The sequence below is a fragment of the Mucilaginibacter pedocola genome (genome assembly GCF_002013915.1).
Lineage (GTDB): Bacteria > Bacteroidota > Bacteroidia > Sphingobacteriales > Sphingobacteriaceae > Mucilaginibacter > Mucilaginibacter pedocola.
The window spans coordinates 228968-247885 of the sequence record NZ_MBTF01000002.1; the positions used below are offsets into that span (position 1 = coordinate 228968).

Consider the following 18918-nt stretch of genomic DNA (forward strand, 5'->3'; position numbering starts at 1 on the left):
ATGAACAAAATATTCAAAGGCATACTCGCCTGCCTGCTTTTAACCACTGCGGTTAAAGCGCAAAACAAACACGTAGTACTCATTAGCATAGATGGCCTGCGCCCCGAGTTTTACCTCGACCCATCGTGGGGTATGGTGAACCTGCGCCAGGGCATGCAAACCGGCTCGTATGCCGAGGGCGTTCGCGGTAGCTTCCCAACGGTTACTTATCCATCGCATACCACCATCATATCTGGCGTGCGCCCGGCCAAGCACGGTATTTATTACAACACCCCAGTAGAGCCGTTGGGTATAACCGGCAAATGGTTTTGGTATTACAAAGATATTAAAGTACCAACTTTATGGACGGCCGCCAAAAGCGCAGGCCTTGTGACTGCAGGCGTAAGCTGGCCGGTTACCGTCGGCGCGCCTATTGATTATAACCTGCCCGAATACGTAATCCTACCGAAAAATAAAGGCGAGAAAAAGGATGAGATAAAAGCACTTTACGAAGAATCGAACCCGAAAGAACTTTTCCAGGAGGTGCAGGATAATGCCATTGGCAAACTGGGCGAATTTGGCGCAACGCTGGATAATTACACTAACGACCAAAATAAATCGCGCATGGCGGCCTACATCCTGCGCAAATATAAACCGGGCTTTTTGGCCATACACATTGGCCTTACCGACCACTTTGAGCACGAGCAAGGCCGCGATGGCGACAAAGTGCGCTCAGCAGTAGTAGGGGTAGATGTTGCCCTGAAAACAATTTTCGATGCTATTGAAATGGCGGGACTAAAAGACAGCACCACCTTCATCATCACCGGCGACCATGGTTTTGTGGATATACACACCCAGGTAAATCCTAACGTAATGTTAGCGGGTTTAGGTTTGTATAACGATGCAGATAAGGCGAGCTGGAAGGCTTACTTCCAGGCAAGTGGCGGCTCGGCATTTTTACACCTGCGCGATGCTAACGATAAAGCAACGCTTGATAAAGTGAACAAAGCGCTTGCTGCCCTGCCCGATGGCGTTAAAAAACTTTACCACATAGTAAACAAAGCCGAAATAGCCACCGCACAAGGCGACCCAACCGCAGCGCTCGCATTGGCAGCCTACCAAGGCATCAGCTTTGGCGCTACGGCAAAAGGTAACTTATTAACTGCCGCGAAAGGTGGCACCCACGGATATATGCCCACCGATTTTAAAGAGATACAAACCGGTTTTGTAGTCTTCGGTAGCGGCATAAAGCAAGGCGTAGTATTGCCATTGATAGGGCAGGAGGATATTGCCCCTATCGTAGCCAAGCTGCTGAACTTGCAAATGCCTGATGTTGAGGGCGTGCTTTATCCCGGGCTATTCCTGAATAAATAAACTGCGGAAGTAACTAACAGGAAGCCTCAAATCGATAGATGTGAGGCTTCTTTGCTTTTAACTCATCCCAATTATCAAATAATGCAGCCGTTGTTTGCGGTTGTAAATTACATTTTTCAACTGCTTATCTAATAACGGGTTGCCGGTTACTATGTTTAGCTGCCGCACTTTTTTGAAAGTAACTGACGCATGAAAACGGTAACGATATACATTGCCATCGCCCATAAAAAACTCTTTCACCTGCACGGGCACTTTGGTGCTGCCGTTTATAATGATATAGCATTGGGTATGTTGCAAAGTTGCTGCTGTCATCACACGAATTGCAGCTAACGAATCGGCTAACCTGTGGTATTGAACGCTATCGATAGCCAAACGGGTAAAATAGCCCGTGCCCGGTTTTACGGTAATATCTATTTCGAACTCCCTGTTTTTTTTACTGAACAGGTTCATCACGCCTATGGGTACCACGGGTACGAACGGTGGACCCATCCACAAGGGCACCCCGATACCGTTGGCGGTAATTACCGAACCTATTTTACTCCCCGTGCTGTCGGTTAGGCCTATCTCGTTTTGTATGGTTTGCGCGCCCTTTGCTTTATCTGCCACGGCCACATGAGCCGCGGATGGTTCGTAATAATATTGCTTACTTACTACAGAGCAAGCCGAAAACAAAACCATAACTACTAAAAACAGAAAGCACTTTTTCATGGTGTCATTTTTAAGTTTTACTCACTCTTCAAACTCTTCACAGGGTTGGCTAATGCCGATTTTATTGCCTGGAAGCTGATAGTAGCCAATGCAATAATGATGGCGGCCAACCCTGCCGCAACGAATAGCCACCAGCTGATATTGATGCGATAAGCATAATCTTGCAGCCATTGGTGCATGTAGTACCAGGCAATGGGCGTTGCAATGGCAAAGGCGATACCGATGAGCACCACAAACTCCCGTGAAAACAAATAAACAATGCTCCCCGCCGAAGCGCCAAGCACTTTGCGTATGCCTACCTCTTTCACGCGTTGTACGGCCATGAACGATGCCAACCCGTATAGCCCGAGGCAACTCAGGAATATGGCAACGGCTGAGAATATCTTGTACAACTGCGATAGCTGGTTCTCCTGTTTGTAGAAGTTGCCTATCTTTTCATCCAGGAACTTGTACTCGAATACCATATCGGGGAAGGTTTGTTCCCACACTTCTTTTACCGCCTGCACCGTAGCGGGGAAGTTGCCTGTAGCCAGTTTGATGGCCGCCTGGTTGTACATGGTGTTGTTAGTGGTAATAAGCAGTGGGGCAAGCTTATCGCGAAAGGAGCGGTCGTTAAAATCTTTCACCACGCCAACTACCGGGCAGGTTATTTGTCCGTTCCAAATACTTATTTCTTTGTTCAATATATCTTCAGGCTTTTTAATGCCCAGGCTTTTCAGCAGGGCCTCGTTCACCAAAAACTCGCGCGTCATGCCCGAGGGTTTTAAGTCGCGACCGGCTATCAGTTTCAGTTGGTAGGTGCGTGCGTAATCGTCGTCGGCAAATTTGGTAATCGCTTTAAAGCCCGATTCTTTCTGTGCATGGTCGTACTTTAGGGCGCTCCAGGTATCGTCGCCATTCTCGATGGGGGTATTGGAACTAAAGGTTGCCGACTTCACATTATTCAGCGCCAGCAGCCTGTTCTTCACATATTCCATTTTACTCATGCTGGCGCTATCAACCCGGAAAGGGGCAGTAATGATGGCTTCCTTATCAAAACCAAGCGGCTGCTCCATAAAATAATTCATCTGCCTAACGATGATGAACGTGCCGATAATAAGCGCCTGCGCTATAATGAACTGAAATACTACCAATCCGCGTCGCAACGAAATTCCACCCGAGGGGCTGGCGCTGAGTTTACTTTTTAGCGCATTGACCGGGTTAAAACGCGAAAGAACAACCGACGGGTAAAAACCCGCCAGCGCAGTTACGATAACCACTACAGCGAACAAGAACAGGGCAATGGCTGGGTCGGTAAATAGGTTGAATGATAATGAAAGTTCCAGCAAGTTGCTAATTGAGGGCAGCGCAAAAAGGGTAATTAATACGGCCAGTAATACGGCACCGCTTACTATTAAAAAGGTTTCTGCAATAAACTGAGCTTGCAATTGCCCGCGGCTACTGCCCAATACTTTACGCACGCCAACTTCTTTGGCGCGTTTAACGGCCTGCGCGGTAGATAGATTGATAAAGTTTACGCAGGCGATTAGCAGGATGAACGCAGCAATAAGCCACAGCACATTAAGCAATTGCCGGCTGATGGTTTTATTACCGTAATTGCCCACCTGCGTATCGTAATGTACCGCGTTCAGGGGCTGTATCATGTGGCTATCGTTGTTGCCCGGCGATTCTACTTTTCGGGAATAGGCTTGCAATTGTTGATTAAAACTATCGGCATTGGTGCCCTCTGGAAGCATCACATAACATCCGTAATCTATCACAGTGCCATCCCAATCGGTGTTTTTAGATAAGTATTCGCCGGTGAAACCCGTGCCGTAACTCATTACTACTTTTAGCTGGAAATCGGAATTTACGGGAGGGTTTGCCAAAATGCCCGATACCTTCACTATATCCATCCCATGCTCGAACATGTAGCCGCCTATTTGCACCTTCAGCGTTTTGCCTATGGCGTTTTGCCAACCGCCAAAGTATTTCTCGGCGGTTTCTTTGCTTAGTAAAACGTTGTTAGGGTCTTGCAGCGAAGCATATGAACCTGCCAGCAGCGGAAAGTTGAACATTTTGAAGAAGGCCAGCGAGGTGATAAATACACCTCTCGTTTCCTTGAAAATTTTGGTGGGAGTGCCATTGCCATCCAGTACCGTCAGGTGGTCGTTCTTGCTGGCAAAAATAGGGGCTACCTCTGCCTGCGGAAACTCCGTTTGCAAGCCTTTTGGGAAGGGGAAGGCAACATCTTTGCCGTAAGTTACCGTCCCCGTTTCGGAGTGGTGATACTCGGTAAGTAAGCGGTATACGCGGTTTTTATTCGGGTGGAAATTATCAAAACTGCTTTGATATTGGATGATGATGAATATGGCCAAACAAACGGCAATGCCAACGGCCAGACCGGTAATATTAATAGCAGTGTACCCTTTATTGCGCATCAAATTGCGGCGGGCTATCTTGAAATAGTTCTTAAACATATAGTTTCGGTTGGTTTTTTCTTGCGCCCAATTGCTGCGGGCATTATGGTCCGAAACTACAGTGGTAAGCAATGGCGAACGCTCCATCTTATAAGTTGGGCGCTCTTTTTTCAGTAACTCTTTATATTCGGCAGGGTTGATGCCCGCCATTTGTTTAAAAATACGGTTGAAGGTGGTTTTTGAATTAAAGCCCGATTCGTAGGCTATGCCCAGCAGGGTAAGGTGAATATAGGCGGGGTCCTGCATTTTGCGGGCCACTTCCTGCACCCGGTACTCGTTCACAAAGTCGTTAAAGCTTTTCTTGAGCACAGTGTTCAGTACACGCGATAGCTCATGCGTATGCATCCCAAGCTTTTGGGCAAGTGAGGCAAGGCTCAATTCGGGGTCCTGGTAATAGCGGTTCTCTTTTACTTCTTTTTTCAGTAGCGTTGCCTTCTGTCGAAGTTCGGGTGATAGGAGCGGTTTTAAAACCGTTGCCATAGCCGGCGACACACCAATGTCTGGTGTCAACAAAGCGCGTGCAGCTAAGCGGATAAGCCAAGAGGTAAACATCAAGGGCATCATGAAACGGGCATCAGCAGATAACCGATGGGACAAATAAAATTCGTCAGCAATAACAACCATCAGGTAAAACGCCCACAACACACACCATCCCGCTAAAAAGTGTTGCAGCCAGCGCAATTTGTTCCGCCGGCGGTCGCCATCGTTGAATTTTTGTTGGTGGTAATAAGCTTCAGTTAGGCGATAACTCCAATACAAATACGCCAAAGCCACCGCAGATACCGGTGCAAAAAGCAGCCAGCCCGGTAATTGCGGAAATGCTGTCACTATGGCTGAAACACCCCAAAGGGGAATTAGATGCAAAACATCCTTCCAGCATAACGCATATTCGGGTTGTGTAACCTGCCGCGTATAAAAAAGGATAATTGGGCCCTGAGAAGCTAAAGCAAAAGCCAACAATACATTCGAAAGCGGAAATGTATAGACATCAGATACCAGTACGCTCCCCATCCACAAAGCGATAATACCAAGTAATACCGCCAAATACCGGTTCGCGTTTCTATTAGCCTTTGGTGCCAACCATAGCAACGCAGCAAGCGTAAGCCCAACGCAAATGGCGGCCAGCATAACAAGCCCGTAAAAGCCTATATGGATGGTATCGGGGTTCACTTAAAAATGAGGTCAATTGGTTTATCTCACTAAGTTAGCATTTTAACCAAATCCAAAAGCAACAAAAAAGCCTTCCCGGTTTCTCCGAAAAGGCTTATATATAAAGTCTGAGAAAGCCGCATGCAAAGCTCTCTGCGAACCTCCGCGTAACCTCTGTGTTCTCCGTGGTTAAATAGCCACTAACCTAAATTCGTTTTCACAAATGTTTTCAGGATAGAAAGCGCCGGGTGGCTGCCGCTTGCCTGCTCCAACTTTTGCGGGTCGGTGTAAGCTTCTATATCAGCCAACTCTTTAGCGGTTGCTTTTTGATACCCCATAGACCATGCACCAAAATTTCTTTCGTCCAGGTCTCCCTCATCTATTACAATAATGTTTTTGTGCGATGGGTCGCCGGCTATACGCTCCAGTGTTTCGTCAACTTTGGCTTGTTCGCCCTCCAGCAATTGTATAAAGTTGCCTTCGTGGTAAAGCAGTATACCGGTAATATCGTTAGAGGCATTGCGCGCGCGGCTTTTGGCCAATAGGTTGTGTATCTCCTGCTCATCAAGCAGGTCAACAGCGGTGCTTAGATAGATGAGGTATTTCATAGTATCACGAATATACATGGAGTAAATTAGGGATAAAAGGATTTTCTCACAACCAAAAGTTGTTCTTTTTTTAGGACAGGATTAGAAACCTTTAGCTGTAATCTGCGTATTTTCATCACTTTAGAAATGCCCGTTGTTAAAGTCGGGTTTTGGCTTTACAACACTGCTCCCCCCTAATAATACCCGATCTAATATCGGTGCTATTTCTATTGATATACGATGGCATTACACCCAATAGCCGGGGAATGCGCCGTTAATTATTTGCAGCTACTTTATTACAACATAGTACCGATCACCATGATCAACAAACGTTTTTTACCCTGGTTCGCCCTTGCCATTATCTTGGTTGCCGTTGTTGGCATTACCGCATATTCATCTTTAAAACAACAAGCTGCTCGGGATTTGCTGGCATCAAGCCAGTCGATCTTTACCGTTGGCATAGGTACTATTCTCATTCTGCTGGTGGTTATCGGACTCATGAGGGTGGTAATTGTTGAATCGCGCAATCGTGCTAAAGCCGAACAGGAATTAAACGAAAAGTACGATGAACTGAATCGGATAAACGATATCACCAGCGCTACCAATTGGCAGCTCGACGGCATCAGGCAGATAAAAAACAGCCTGATGGGTAACGATACTTTAGAAGAGCTGGTAAAAAGCACCCTGGATGCTTTGGCTGCCTATTTAGGTTTACCTTGCGCGGTTTGCTATACGCTGGATACAGAGCACCACACGCTGGTTTGCGCAGGAACAGTTGGTGTACCTATGGCTAACGTTCATAAAGTAAAGTTGGGCGAGGGGCTTGTTGGTGCCGCGGCCAACCGCAGGCAGCTTAGCGTGGTTGATAATGTGCCCGCCGGCTATTGGCAAATGGCATCGGGAAGCGGTGCGGCCCTGCCCGATACGCTGATATTTTTACCGCTCTGGAAAAAGGACGAATTGATAGGCCTTATTGAATTCGGCGGCTTTGGTGGCGAGGTGAAACGGGTAACCACGCTGCTGCAGGATATGGCCGTAAATATAGCATTGGGTATTTCAGCAGCCAGGTTGCAGGACATAACCGAAAGCCAGCGTAACGTATTGGAAGCGCAGCAGGAAGAATTGCGCCAAAGCAACGAAGAACTGGGCCTGCAGGCCGAGGAGCTAATGGCCTCGGAAGAGGACCTGAAAATTAAAGAGGAAGAACTTACCCGCATAAACCAGGTACTGGAAGAAAAGACCGAATCGTTAGAGGTTGCCGGTGTTGAAATGCAGCGCAAGAACGACGATTTGGAACGTTCGGGCAAATATAAATCAGAGTTTTTGGCCAATATGAGCCACGAATTGCGCACCCCGCTCAATAGCGTGCTGATACTAACTGCCCTAATGCAGGAGAATAAGGATAAAAACCTTACCGACCGCCAGTTGGATAACCTGCGCATCGTATACCAATCGGGCGCCGACCTGTTGAACCTTATTAATGATGTGCTCGACCTCTCGAAGATCGAGGCTGGTAAGGTAGAATTTAATATACTGGAAGTTGGCATTGAGACCATGGCTGCCGATATGAAGCAGGCCTTTACTGCCGTAGCGGCCAAAAAACACATCAATTTTGTTATAAATAATTCCACGCCGGCTCAGTTCAGCATACAAACCGATAAACAGCGTTTAGGCCAGGTGGTGAAGAACCTGCTTTCGAATGCGTTCAAATTCACGCCGGATAAGGGTAGGGTAGAGCTAAGTTTCTCTGCCACCGAAAATGCCCTGCAAATAAGCGTGAGCGATACAGGCGTAGGTATACCGCAAGAGAAACAACAACTGATATTCGAGGCCTTCCAGCAGGCCGACGGTGCCACTACACGCCGTTATGGCGGCACAGGGTTGGGGCTATCTATCAGTAAAGAACTGGTTGCCCGGTTGGGTGGCCGTATTGGTGTGGCAAGCACCCCCGGCAGCGGTAGTACCTTTACCGTTACATTGCCGCTGGTACAGCCCGATGGCGCTACCGGAACCATTGAACCGGAAGAAGGCATACACGAGCAAACTCAGTTAAAAGACGACCGCGAGGCCTTGTTACCCAGCCAGCGCAGTTTGCTTATTATAGAAGACGATGTGAACTTCGCCCGCACCGTAAGCGATTACGCAGCGGATAGGGGCTTTAAGACCATCATTGCCCTCACCGGTGACGAGGGGCTTTTTTATGCCCGTAAGTACCTGCCATCGGCCATCATCATTGATCTTAACCTGCCGGTGATAAGTGGCCAGCACATTCTGCGTACATTAAAGGCCGACTCCGAGCTGCAGCATATTCCCGTGCATGTGATATCGGCGCTTGATGGGTTGGATCTGCCCGCCCGCCATATCGAAGCTTTTGTGCAAAAGCCCGTGAGTGCCCAGGAACTTGCCTTTACCTTTAGCGGTATAGAAACTTACATACGCCAGCATTATAAAAAAGTGCTGCTGTTTAGTGCCGACGGTTCGGCCTTGCAGCCTTTTATGAAAACACTTTCGCAAACAAAATTTGCGGGCACCATATACGATGTTACGGCAGATATACAACAAGCATTGAAGCAGTTGGCCGCGGCCGATGTGGATTGCCTGATAGTAGATATAAATGCCGATCAGCAACTGGCCTTAGCGCAATTGCAGCAACTGCGCGCAGCGGCAAAACAGACGCACATCATCGCCTGCTTTGGGCAACAGTTGAGCGCTGCTGATACCAAGCAGTTTCAACCATATGCCGACGCACTCATTAGCCCTTCGGCGCAGGCAGGCAAGCGCTTGCTTGATGAGGTGGAACTTTTCCTGAACCATATGGCCGATAATAAGAAAGTGCAAGTGCCCGGCAAATTTGTGGGCGAGTCGGATTCGGTACTGATGGGCAAAACCATTTTGCTGGCCGATGATGATATGCGCAATATATACGCCCTCTCGGCACTATTGGAAGAGTATGGCATGCATGTGCTGACAGCAGAGCACGGGCGCGAGGCATTGGAACTTCTTGATAAGCACCGCGAAGTAAGCCTGGTATTAATGGATGTAATGATGCCCGAGATGGATGGTTACGAGGCCATGCAGGCCATCAGGGCAATACCCGCATTAGAAGAACTGCCGGTAATTGCATTAACCGCCAAAGCCATGCTCGGCGACCGCGAGAAATGCCTCGCCGCCGGTGCGTCAGATTACATTACCAAACCCGTAAACAATCAGCAACTGCTTTCCCTTCTAAGGGTTTGGCTATCGGCAAAATAATATGGAGAGCGAACTGGCAATAAGCGAAATGGCAGAGATCCTTGATGTGATCAGGGCTCGCTACAGCTACGATCTTGGCGGTTATGCCGAGGGTTCGTTGCGGCGCCGTTTTGTGCGCTTTGCCCAGATAGCTAACGTGCCGTTGGCCGACCTCAAATACCATATTACGAATGATGCTGCCTTTTTTTCGTGGCTGCTCGATTCGCTTACCGTTAACGTTACCGAGATGTTTCGCGACCCCGGCTTTTTCCGCGCCTTCCGCGAAACGGTTTTACCCGAGCTGGACAAGCATGCCGTGATACGCATTTGGCACGCGGGCTGCTCTACCGGCGAGGAAGCATTTTCGATGGCGATATTACTGCACGAGAACGGTTTGCTGCCCCGTTGCCGCATTTACGCTACCGATCTGAATGCAAGCAATGTGGAGAAAGCGGCTCAGGGTATACTGCCGCTTGCCAAAATGAAGCAATACACTACCAATTACCAGCAGGCCGGCGGTGCGCATGATTTTTCGGGCTATTATACTGCCCGGTACGATGGTGCCATAATAGACCGCGAATTGCGCCGCAACATCTATTGCTCGGTGCACAACCTGGCTACCGATGCCTCATTCAACCATTTCCAGTTGATATTGTGCCGCAATGTGCTTATCTACTTTAAACGGGCTCTACAAAACCGTGCGTTAGGCCTGTTCGCCGATAGCTTGGATGCAGGCGGCTACCTGGTGCTGGGTAATAACGAATCGATAAGTACATCGGCATTCGCTAAAAAATTTGCCGCTGTGGATAAACCATGGCGCATATATAAAACAGAACCCCTTCCCTCATAGATATGATAAATTCTGAAAAACAACCATTCACCATTTTATTGGTTGACGACCGCGACGAGAACCTGGTGTCGCTCGAGAACATCCTCGAAGCGCCCAACCGCATATTCCTTAAAGCACGCTCGGGTAACGAGGCACTTAAAGTAGCCCTTCGCAACGAGGATATTGGGTTGATAATGCTCGATGTGCAGATGCCAGATATCGATGGTTTCGAGGTAGCTAACATCCTGAAATCGAACCCCAAAACGCGCGATATATCCATCATTTTCGTGACCGCTATTAATACCGAGTTGGAGCATGTGCTGAAAGGTTACGCCGAAGGGGCGGTAGATTATTTGCAGAAACCGCTGCATATAGCGGTAACACAATCAAAGGTGAGGGTTTTTGAAGACCTGTACCTTTACCAGCGCGAACTAAGGAACACCATTGAACTGAAAGACAAGATAAATAAGCAACTGGAGCGCTTTATGTTCGTGGTGGCGCACGATCTGAAATCGCCCCTCGCCGGTGTGGTGAGCCTTTTACAATTCATGAAAGATGATGAACGTATCACTTCATCAGAAGAATTGCTCGATTACTTTAAGCTGATGCTGGATGCATCTACCCACTTGGTGCAAATGATAGGTTCGATATTGGAGTACAGCCGCGATTCGCATAGCAAACATAGCCTCGAGGAGTTCGACGTGGATGACCTGGTGCGTGAGATGGCTAAGTTGCTTTTCCCACCAAGCCACATATCTATCGAGGTAGATAACAAGCTGCCGACCATACAGACGCACAAACTGAAATTACAGCAGGTGTTTCAAAACCTGCTCACCAATGCCATAAAGTATAACGATAAGCCAAAAGGTGAAATTGCCGTTGGCCACCAGGAAGATGGTGAATTTTATAAGTTTTACGTGAAAGATAACGGTGCCGGCATAGCCAAAGAAGACCAGGAGCGTATCTTCAACCTGTTCGAAACCACTACCAACGCTTCCTCGCGCGATTCGAGCACGGGCGTGGGCCTCAACATCATGAAGATGCACGTGGAAGAGCAGGGCGGTAAGATCAGCGTAGATTCTGTTCCCGGCGAAGGCAGCACGTTCTATTTCCAGTGGTTGAAGCGGATGGTGTAACGCATTAAAGCATAGCTATCAATTCGGTAATGATCTGATAGGTGCATGCACGTTTACTTTTGCCCGCCGCTTGCCCGGCCCACAGGGCAATAAAATCTTTAATGCTGTGTTGTTGCGCATACGCACGAATGCCACTCATCAGTTGGTTTTGAATGGTGTAGTAGGGGATAGAAAGTCCCGATGCTTCCATCCTTGCCATAAACTCATTTTGTATACCTCGCGCCCACCTGCCCGAAAAGGCACGGGTGAGCGCAGTAGATGCATCCGTTGCGCTAAGCACCGCGTTTTTATAAGCTTCGCTGGCGGCACTCTCGTCGGCGGTGATGAACAAACTGCCCACCTGTATACCCGATGCACCGAGGGCAAAAGCCGCTTTTACGGTTGCTGCATTATAGATGCCGCCTGCTGCCAGTAATTGCAAGCTTACCGCATCTGCTATTTGAGGCAGTAGCGAGAACAAGCCAACCTGCGGTAACGGTTGGTCGGGCAAAAAACTACCCCGATGCCCGCCTGCCTCGATGCCCTGCACAGTAATGATATCTATGCCCGAATTTGTCAGTGCCACTGCTTCTGCAACACTGGTAGCTGTGCCGATGAGTATGGTGCCCTTCGCTTTTAAGGTACCGATAACTTCGGGCTTCAGGTTGCCGAATGTGAAGCTTACCATGCGGATGTTTTCTTCTAATAGAACCTCTACCAGGTCCTCGTAATAATAAAAACGAAAACTATCCGGATCCTGAGGCTGAAAGGGAATGCCAAATTCCTTGCATAATTCCGCCAAAAAAGCCTGCATCTTATCGATCTGCTGCTTATTAACTTCCGGTGCCGGTTGGTGTGCGAACAAGTTAACGGAGAAAGATTTGTTGGTTAGTGCTTTAGTGGCACGGATAAGCTCGCGGGTGCGATCGGGCGAAAGGCCGCCAACGGGTAACGAACCCAACGCACCGGTATTGACCGCGGCGGCTACCATGGCGGGCGTGGTTACTCCTAACATGGGTGCTTGTACAATAGGGTAGTCGATGTTAAGCAGTGTTTTTAGATCACGCATGGTTGTTTCGGGCTTGATGTGTTGCAAGGTAGCAATTGTTGGCCAAGCGCATGCGCCTTACCTAACTAAGCTGCATTTTGTTATATTTGAGCATCGCCCCTCGTTCGCCTGTGCAGAGCGGGCATTTACACATCGTTACCCCCACAAATATCTTTATGAAGAAAATTATTTTTGCTGCTGTATTTTCTCTTACTATTAGCACAGTTTTGGCCCAAAAGCTTCCCAAAATTGCCATAGCCGGTTTGGGCATCGAATCGAGCACCTTCTCGCCCGCGCTTACTGAGGAAGAAGCTTTTCACGCTACTTATGCCGCGGATGTTTTTTCGAGATACCCTTTTCTCGCTGCTGATTCTGCTTTGCGGAAACAGGCTAACTGGGTGCCTACGGTAGTTGGTAAATCGCTGCCCGGCGGTGCAGTTACCCGCGCGGCTTATGAGTCGCTGGTGGGTAAAACCCTCGATTCGCTTAAAAAGCACCTGCCTTACGATGGCTTGTATTTTGATATCCACGGCGCCATGAGCGTGGTGGGGTTGGACGACCCCGAGGGCGACATGATCCAACGCATACGCAAAGTGGTGGGTTTTAAAACCATCATCTCCACCTCAATGGATCTGCATGGCAATGTATCCGAACGCCTTGCCCAAAACTCCGATTTGATCACCTGCTACCGTATGGCCCCACACGAGGATGCCATGCAAACCAAAGCCAGGGCGGTAAAGAACCTGATCGACCGTATTAACAGCGGCAAGGGCAAACCGCTTTACAAAGCCTGGATACCCGTACCCGTATTGCTGCCCGGCGAAAAAACCAGTACCCGTATAGAACCCGGGAAGAGCATTTATGCTCAGGTGGCACCTGCATCGGTACAGCCCGGTATTGTTGATGCTGCTATTTGGATAGGCTATGCCTGGGCCGACGAACCGCGCAATCGTGCCGTAGTAATGGTTACCGGTGATGATAAACAAAAAGTAAAAATCACTGCCGAAAAACTGGCGCACTATTTTTGGGATAAACGCAACGAGTTCGCCTTTGTAGCGCCAACCGGAGACTTGAAATATTGTTTGGAAAAAGCATTGGCCAGCGCTAAACATCCTTTCTACATCAGCGACTCGGGCGATAACCCAACCGCCGGTGGTGCAGGTGATGCTACATGGACGCTGACCGAAATATTGAAACGCCCGGAGTTTAAAAGCGAAAGCGGCCCATCGTTGCTTTATGCCTCTATCCCCGGCCCCGAATTGGTTGCCAAAGCAATTGCCGCAGGTGTAGGCAAACCCGTTAGCGGAACAGCGGGTGCCGCAGTTGACGCAAGGTTCGCGCCGCCGGTGCAACTGAACGGAACGGTTGAATCTATTGTTTATGGCGATAAAGATGCCGAGGTGGAAGTTGTGGTGAAAGTGGGTAGCGTGCACGTCATCGTTACAAAAAAACGCAAGCCATACCATAAAGAGATCGATTTTACCCGCCTGGGCCTCAACCCCCGCACTGCTGACATTGTAGTAGTAAAAATTGGCTACCTTGAACCCGAACTATACGCCATGCGTGCCGACTGGCTGCTGGCCCTAACCCCCGGCGGCGTAGATCAGGATATTGAGCACCTGCCTTACAAGCGCATCGTTCGTCCCATGTTCCCCTTCGATAAAAACATGGCAGAACCCGATCTGTCGGCGAGGTTTATACCGTTGTCGGGGAAGTAAGGTTAGGTAAACTATCGTTTTGGGGCTGGTTAATAGCGAAATTATGTAACTTGCCCCAAAAACACCTAAACTATGCGCAAGTTCGTCCCTTTTTTAATTTTAATGCTTAGTGCAGCCATATCGCAAGCACAATATTTAAATTCCGGCTGGAAGCCCGGTAGCTATTATGACCTGGCCGGAAATAAAGTTTCGGGGCTGATCTCGTGGCAGCCGCCCGGTATGGGCACAACATGGGGCGACGATCACATTATCAGCTTCAAAAAAGAGAAAGCGGACAAAAAGATCAAGATAAGTACGTATGAGCTGAAGGCTTTTACAGTAGCTGCAGATAGCTTTGTAGTATCAAACGATACTACTTTGGATGAGAATGTTTTAAGGGTAGAGCTAAACACCCCGCTCAAAATTTACCGCTTATTTCAGGGCTATCCCGGAGGACCGCAACAGGGCCCTTCTACATCATCACACTATTACTATGGGGTTAACCCGGATTATGTAACCCGGCTAACCCGTAAAAATTTTATGGAAGTGATGGAAAACGTATTAGTAGATAAACCGGAGCTTTGGGCGCAGGTAAAAAATAAGGATTTGCGTTACGGCGATATGGAGGAGATTATACAAGCTTACCACGAAAAGCCTAAATAACCGTGGAGTGTAATTCCACCATGTATAAACACAAACGCCCCAGCCTTTCGGCCGGGGCGTTGTGCTTTTGAGAGATGGAACGGTTGATTATGCTAATAGTTTCTTTAAATAATTGTAGCTATTGGTAACGTTTTGCAGGGGCTGCGGGGCCTGGTCCTGCTCTACGAAGAAGTACTTCATGCCCGAATCTTTTGCATGGTCGAAGGCGTCTTTAAAATCAACAATGCCGGTGCCTACTTCGGCTGGGGCTTTGTTCACCTTATCCATATCCTTCGCATGCCATAGCGGGAAACGGCCCGGGTGCTGTTTGAACAACGCTTTAGGATCTTGCCCGGCTTTGGTTGCCCAGCCCAGGTCAAGCTCCATTTTTACCAGGTTCTTGTCGGTATTGGTCAGGATGTAATCGAACGGACGGTGCCCTTCAACCATATCAAACTCGGTGGCGTGATTGTGATAGGCAAACTGTACGCCATTCTTTTTGCAGGCCTCGCCGGCTTTATTGAATATCTCCACCGCTGCTTTCATTTGGTCCATAGTGTCCACAGGGATGCTGGCGCAAACCAGGTAACTTAAACCGCCTTCGGCTGCTTCATCAGCTAACTTTTGATAGTCGCTTTTCAGCGTAGGTATGGTACCGAAGAATTTGAAACGCTCCATCATTTGTTTGGCCTTGGCATCATCACCACCAAGGTTCTTCTTGATCATCTCCTCCAGCTTGGCCATATCAAAAGGCGCGCCCATTACGTGGTGCGAACGCCAGTGCATGCCCATATCTTTGGCCATGGCAGCAAACTCTTTCGGTTTCATGCCATAGTAGTAGCCTTTGGGCGTAGCCGCGGTTTCCAGCTCTTTAAAACCAATGCCGGCCACTTTCTCTAAAGTACCTTTGGTATCTGCCACCATCAGGTCTGATAGGGTGTAGAGTTGTATGCCAATATCGTCCCGGTATTTTGGTGCGGCCAAAAGGACCGCCTGGCTTAGTTTCGGTAAAAGCAGGCTGCCTAATGCAAGCGCGCCGGTATTTTTTAAAAACGATCTTCTGTTAGTCATTATCAGTTTTATTTAGTTTTTATTGTTTTACATCATTGAATTTCACGCTCGAAACCGACATCAGCGGCTCCAATGGTTTGGCCTTGGCATTCTTAAACACAAAATAAATATCGTGCTGGCCCGATGCCCCGTTGATATTGATCTTGGTGGCCATGCCGCCCATCAGTTTGGCAAAATCGGCCATGCTTGGTCCCTTTGTTTTTTTGGCGGGGCCTTTGGCCGTAGGGGCTGCCACTTTAGAGCCGCCCTTGGTTTGCGCCGCATTAGCTGCATTCATTAGGGCCGCGAATGGATTCACCGGCGCTACGTTAGCGGTGCCTAACAGTTGCCCGTCGGGTTTATCAAGGTGTATCTCTATGTTGCCACCTACAAAGCCTTGCGAGGGGTTGGCCGTTGCCATTAGTGCCACTTGCTGTACGCCGGTAAGATCGATGTTTTTGTAGGCGAAATAGCCGTCGTTTTTAGGGCGGATATTGGTGCTCACGGTAAACATCGCCTCGACTATCTTCTCGGCATTGTGCAGAATATTGGCATCGCCGCTGCTGTATTGCGAACTGTGTAGCTGGATAGTTTTTTCGGTAGTTAAAGCTGGTACCGCGCCTGCGCCTTTATCGGTATACGCCGCGCGGATGATCATGGTGCCGGTGCCGGCATCGCCTGCAGGCAATTGCTCGGTATAGCTGCCGGCCAGCGGCAGGGTGCTTATGTTTTTATCGTTAGAGCCAAGTATGTAGGCCGTAATAGTGCGTGCATCGGCAAGGCTCATGGCCGGGTGTGCAGGCATATTCACTTCGCCCCAAACACCACCACCGCCGCCGCGGATCTTTTTAGGCAGGCTATCAAGCGCCCAGGCGTATTTGGCTTTATATTTATCGGCTATAGCAGTAAACATTGGCCCAACCGACTTGCTGTTAACGTTATGGCATACTTTGCAATCGCTTTTGGCAATTAATGCAGCAGCCACCGCAAAACGCGTAGAGGCATCAACACTGCGTTGCTGTTGGTTCACTACCGCCATATCAAAGCCTTCAGATACATAGTCAACACTCACGGCAACTTGTTTAGGGTCAACCTTGCCGTCTTCTTTATCGGCAACCTTTACATCGTAAACTACCGGCTTGCCGGGGAAGAACATGGTTTTGTTGCTGCTCAGCGTTAGTGCAACTGCCGGTGGCTCGTTACCCGCTACAATTTTAAGCGATTTGCTGTTTTTAGCGCCCGATGGATCGGTAACGGTAAGCGATACGTTATAAACACCGGCTTTATCAAGCGTAAGATTTGAAGTTGAATCTTTCAGCGTTTCTACGGTTTTGCCCGAGGCATCTTTCACCGCCCACTCGTATTTCAATTCGTCGCCATCAAAATCTTTTGTACCGGCCGATGATAGGGTTACTTTCAAAGGCACAACACCGCCGCTAACATTTGCCGATGCATTTACTACCGGAACACGGTTGCCGCTGTTGTAAGTGATGCGCACCAGCTTGGCGTTCTCGCTTTTGCGGAACCAGTTGCTGCCATATTCCAGTACATATAAGTCGCCGTTCGAGGCAAATTTGATATCGATAGGCTCCACAGGGTGATAATCGGGCAGGAATTGCTCCATGCTATCGTAATCGCCATTCTCCTTCATTTTTATCGACATGATCCAGCCGCGTGTTAGGTCGGCAGCTATCCATTTGCCTTCGTAGTAAGATGGGAAAGTAGTTTTTGCATTCTTGAAATTATCCTTATGGAATACTGGCCCGCCCACAGCGCAGCGGCCGCCCGTACCCACTTTAGGGAATTTTTCGGATACGCCGTAAGGGTATGATATAAATGCCGGTTGCGCGGTAGGTAATTCGGTTAGCCCTGTATTGTTTACCGACTTGTTAACGGGGTGCGCGGGGTCTTGCGGAGCACCCACTTTATCGGTTTTATAATCGTACATGGGGTAGCCCACATTCTCGCCAATAAAATATGGCCAGCCGAAGAAACCTGCTTTTCGTGCCTGGTTCAGTTCATCCCTACCTGCCCGGGTAGTTTTGCTGTCCTCGCTGGCATCGGGGCCAACTTCGCCCCAGTATAAAAAGCCGGTTTTACTATCAACGGATGGCCGCCATGGGTTACGGTCGCCCATTACATAAATTTCGGGGCGGGTTTTTGGTGTACCTTTCGGGAACAGGTTACCTTCGGGGATGGTGTAAGTACCATTTTCTTCGGGGTGGATGCGGAGAATTTTACCGCGCAGGTCGTTGGTGTTGCCGGCTCCGCGCTGGTCGTCCCAGCTGGTACGGTTAGGGCGCTCATCGGTTTGCGATTTATCAGCCACGTTGCCCGTGTTGTTACCAACGGTAATATACAGGTTGTAGCTCGCGTCCCAGGTCATGCCGCCACCGGTGTGGCAGCAAACTTCGCGTTGCTTGGGTATCTCCAGCAGTACCTTTTCTGAACCTTCTATCAGTTTATCATCGCGCAGTTCCCAGCGGCTCAATACATCTTTCTTTTCGGTTGGGTGCGAGTAGAAGAGGTATGCCCAGTGGTTTTTGTCGAAATTAGGGTCGATGGTGAAACCGATGAAGCCCTCTTCGGCTTCGGTAACTACGCCCTCGGCACTGGTGTATTTTGTATTTACGGGGATGGTTGAAACAAGGGTGATGGAGTTGGTTGATGGGTCGAACAGTTTCAAACCGCCTTTGCGTTCGTTGATATAAACACGGCCATCGTTCAGTACCTCAAAGTTCATGGGCTCGTCTAAATCACCTGTTTTGGTGAGGGCGATGGGGGTAAAGCGGTTGTCGTCGGGTTTTTTGCCATCGTCGGCAGCCTGGTTGGGGGAGCAGGAGTACATGAGCAAACAAGCAGCCGAAACCATCAGCGCCTGCACGTACCCGCCGCGAAAGCGCAGCTTGCGTAAAAAATGTTGCATATGTTTGGTTAAATTGGTTTATTGGTACGCCGCCCGGGTGCTGAACAGGCTGGGCATCAACCGAATTTCATTTGTTGAAATTCAATTAATGAACGAATGTATAAAATTGTAATTACATTTGTTG

12 protein-coding genes are annotated in these 18918 nt (G+C 48.8%); 6 read left to right on the forward strand and 6 right to left on the reverse strand.

Annotated features, from left to right (window positions below; translation table 11 throughout):
• Positions 1 to 1353, forward strand: coding sequence for an alkaline phosphatase family protein (locus BC343_RS05355; protein WP_078346701.1), 1353 nt, complete (start codon positions 1 to 3; stop codon positions 1351 to 1353).
• A gap of 57 nt (positions 1354 to 1410) precedes the next feature.
• Here the strand turns inward: BC343_RS05355 and BC343_RS05360 are convergent, their stop codons facing one another.
• The 3 genes from BC343_RS05360 to BC343_RS05370 form a co-directional block, all read right to left on the reverse strand.
• Positions 1411 to 2061, reverse strand: coding sequence for a hypothetical protein (locus tag BC343_RS05360; protein ID WP_143822069.1), 651 nt, complete (start codon positions 2059 to 2061; stop codon positions 1411 to 1413).
• A gap of 17 nt (positions 2062 to 2078) precedes the next feature.
• Positions 2079 to 5690, reverse strand: a complete 3612-nt coding sequence (locus BC343_RS05365) for an ABC transporter permease (RefSeq protein WP_078346703.1) — start codon at positions 5688 to 5690, stop codon at positions 2079 to 2081.
• Positions 5691 to 5869: 179 nt separating this feature from the next.
• Positions 5870 to 6277, reverse strand: a complete 408-nt coding sequence (locus BC343_RS05370; RefSeq protein WP_162276826.1) for a BLUF domain-containing protein — start codon at positions 6275 to 6277, stop codon at positions 5870 to 5872.
• Positions 6278 to 6496: 219 nt separating this feature from the next.
• On the opposite strand from BC343_RS05370, the gene BC343_RS05375 reads away from it, so the two are divergent.
• From BC343_RS05375 to BC343_RS05385, 3 genes are read left to right on the forward strand one after another with little or no spacing between them, the layout of a single operon-like run.
• Positions 6497 to 9508: a hybrid sensor histidine kinase/response regulator gene (locus BC343_RS05375; RefSeq protein WP_078346705.1), complete on the forward strand. Its 3012-nt coding sequence runs from the start codon at positions 6497 to 6499 to the stop codon at positions 9506 to 9508.
• A gap of 1 nt (position 9509) precedes the next feature.
• Positions 9510 to 10337 (forward strand): CheR family methyltransferase, encoded by an 828-nt coding sequence (locus BC343_RS05380; protein WP_078346706.1) that lies wholly within the window; start codon positions 9510 to 9512, stop codon positions 10335 to 10337.
• Between the two features lie 2 nt (positions 10338 to 10339).
• A complete protein-coding gene (locus tag BC343_RS05385; RefSeq protein WP_078346707.1) occupies positions 10340 to 11452 on the forward strand; it encodes a sensor histidine kinase in 1113 nt (370 codons plus the stop codon).
• A gap of 4 nt (positions 11453 to 11456) precedes the next feature.
• Here the strand turns inward: BC343_RS05385 and BC343_RS05390 are convergent, their stop codons facing one another.
• Positions 11457 to 12500: an NAD(P)H-dependent flavin oxidoreductase gene (locus BC343_RS05390; RefSeq protein WP_078346780.1), complete on the reverse strand. Its 1044-nt coding sequence runs from the start codon at positions 12498 to 12500 to the stop codon at positions 11457 to 11459.
• Between the two features lie 155 nt (positions 12501 to 12655).
• Here BC343_RS05390 and BC343_RS05395 point away from each other — a divergent pair, with 155 nt between their 5' ends.
• A complete protein-coding gene (locus BC343_RS05395; RefSeq protein WP_078346708.1) occupies positions 12656 to 14197 on the forward strand; it encodes a M81 family metallopeptidase in 1542 nt (513 codons plus the stop codon).
• Positions 14198 to 14269: 72 nt separating this feature from the next.
• On the forward strand, positions 14270 to 14839 hold the full coding sequence (locus BC343_RS05400; protein WP_143822071.1) for a hypothetical protein: 570 nt from the start codon (positions 14270 to 14272) through the stop codon (positions 14837 to 14839).
• An 87-nt stretch (positions 14840 to 14926) separates the two neighbouring features.
• Here the strand turns inward: BC343_RS05400 and BC343_RS05405 are convergent, their stop codons facing one another.
• The gene (locus BC343_RS05405; RefSeq protein WP_078346710.1) at positions 14927 to 15889 is read right to left on the reverse strand and encodes a sugar phosphate isomerase/epimerase family protein; all 963 of its coding nucleotides are present in this window, start codon (positions 15887 to 15889) and stop codon (positions 14927 to 14929) included.
• Positions 15890 to 15908: 19 nt separating this feature from the next.
• The gene (locus BC343_RS05410; RefSeq protein WP_078346711.1) at positions 15909 to 18794 is read right to left on the reverse strand and encodes a PQQ-dependent sugar dehydrogenase; all 2886 of its coding nucleotides are present in this window, start codon (positions 18792 to 18794) and stop codon (positions 15909 to 15911) included.
• Between the last annotated feature and the right edge of the window lie 124 nt (positions 18795 to 18918).

Bases quoted from the DNA above. Each gene is read 5' to 3' on its own strand.
- BC343_RS05405 (WP_078346710.1), bottom strand. From the start codon at position 15,889: ATGACTAACAGAAGATCGTTTTTAAAAAATACCGGCGCGCTTGCATTA.
- BC343_RS05370 (WP_162276826.1), bottom strand. From the start codon at position 6,277: ATGAAATACCTCATCTATCTAAGCACCGCTGTTGACCTGCTTGATGAG.
- BC343_RS05360 (WP_143822069.1), bottom strand. From the start codon at position 2,061: ATGAAAAAGTGCTTTCTGTTTTTAGTAGTTATGGTTTTGTTTTCGGCT.
- BC343_RS05390 (WP_078346780.1), bottom strand. From the start codon at position 12,500: ATGCGTGATCTAAAAACACTGCTTAACATCGACTACCCTATTGTACAA.
- BC343_RS05395 (WP_078346708.1), top strand. From the start codon at position 12,656: ATGAAGAAAATTATTTTTGCTGCTGTATTTTCTCTTACTATTAGCACA.
- BC343_RS05400 (WP_143822071.1), top strand. From the start codon at position 14,270: ATGCGCAAGTTCGTCCCTTTTTTAATTTTAATGCTTAGTGCAGCCATA.
- BC343_RS05380 (WP_078346706.1), top strand. From the start codon at position 9,510: ATGGAGAGCGAACTGGCAATAAGCGAAATGGCAGAGATCCTTGATGTG.
- BC343_RS05375 (WP_078346705.1), top strand. From the start codon at position 6,497: ATGGCATTACACCCAATAGCCGGGGAATGCGCCGTTAATTATTTGCAG.
- BC343_RS05410 (WP_078346711.1), bottom strand. From the start codon at position 18,794: ATGCAACATTTTTTACGCAAGCTGCGCTTTCGCGGCGGGTACGTGCAG.
- BC343_RS05385 (WP_078346707.1), top strand. From the start codon at position 10,340: ATGATAAATTCTGAAAAACAACCATTCACCATTTTATTGGTTGACGAC.
- BC343_RS05355 (WP_078346701.1), top strand. From the start codon at position 1: ATGAACAAAATATTCAAAGGCATACTCGCCTGCCTGCTTTTAACCACT.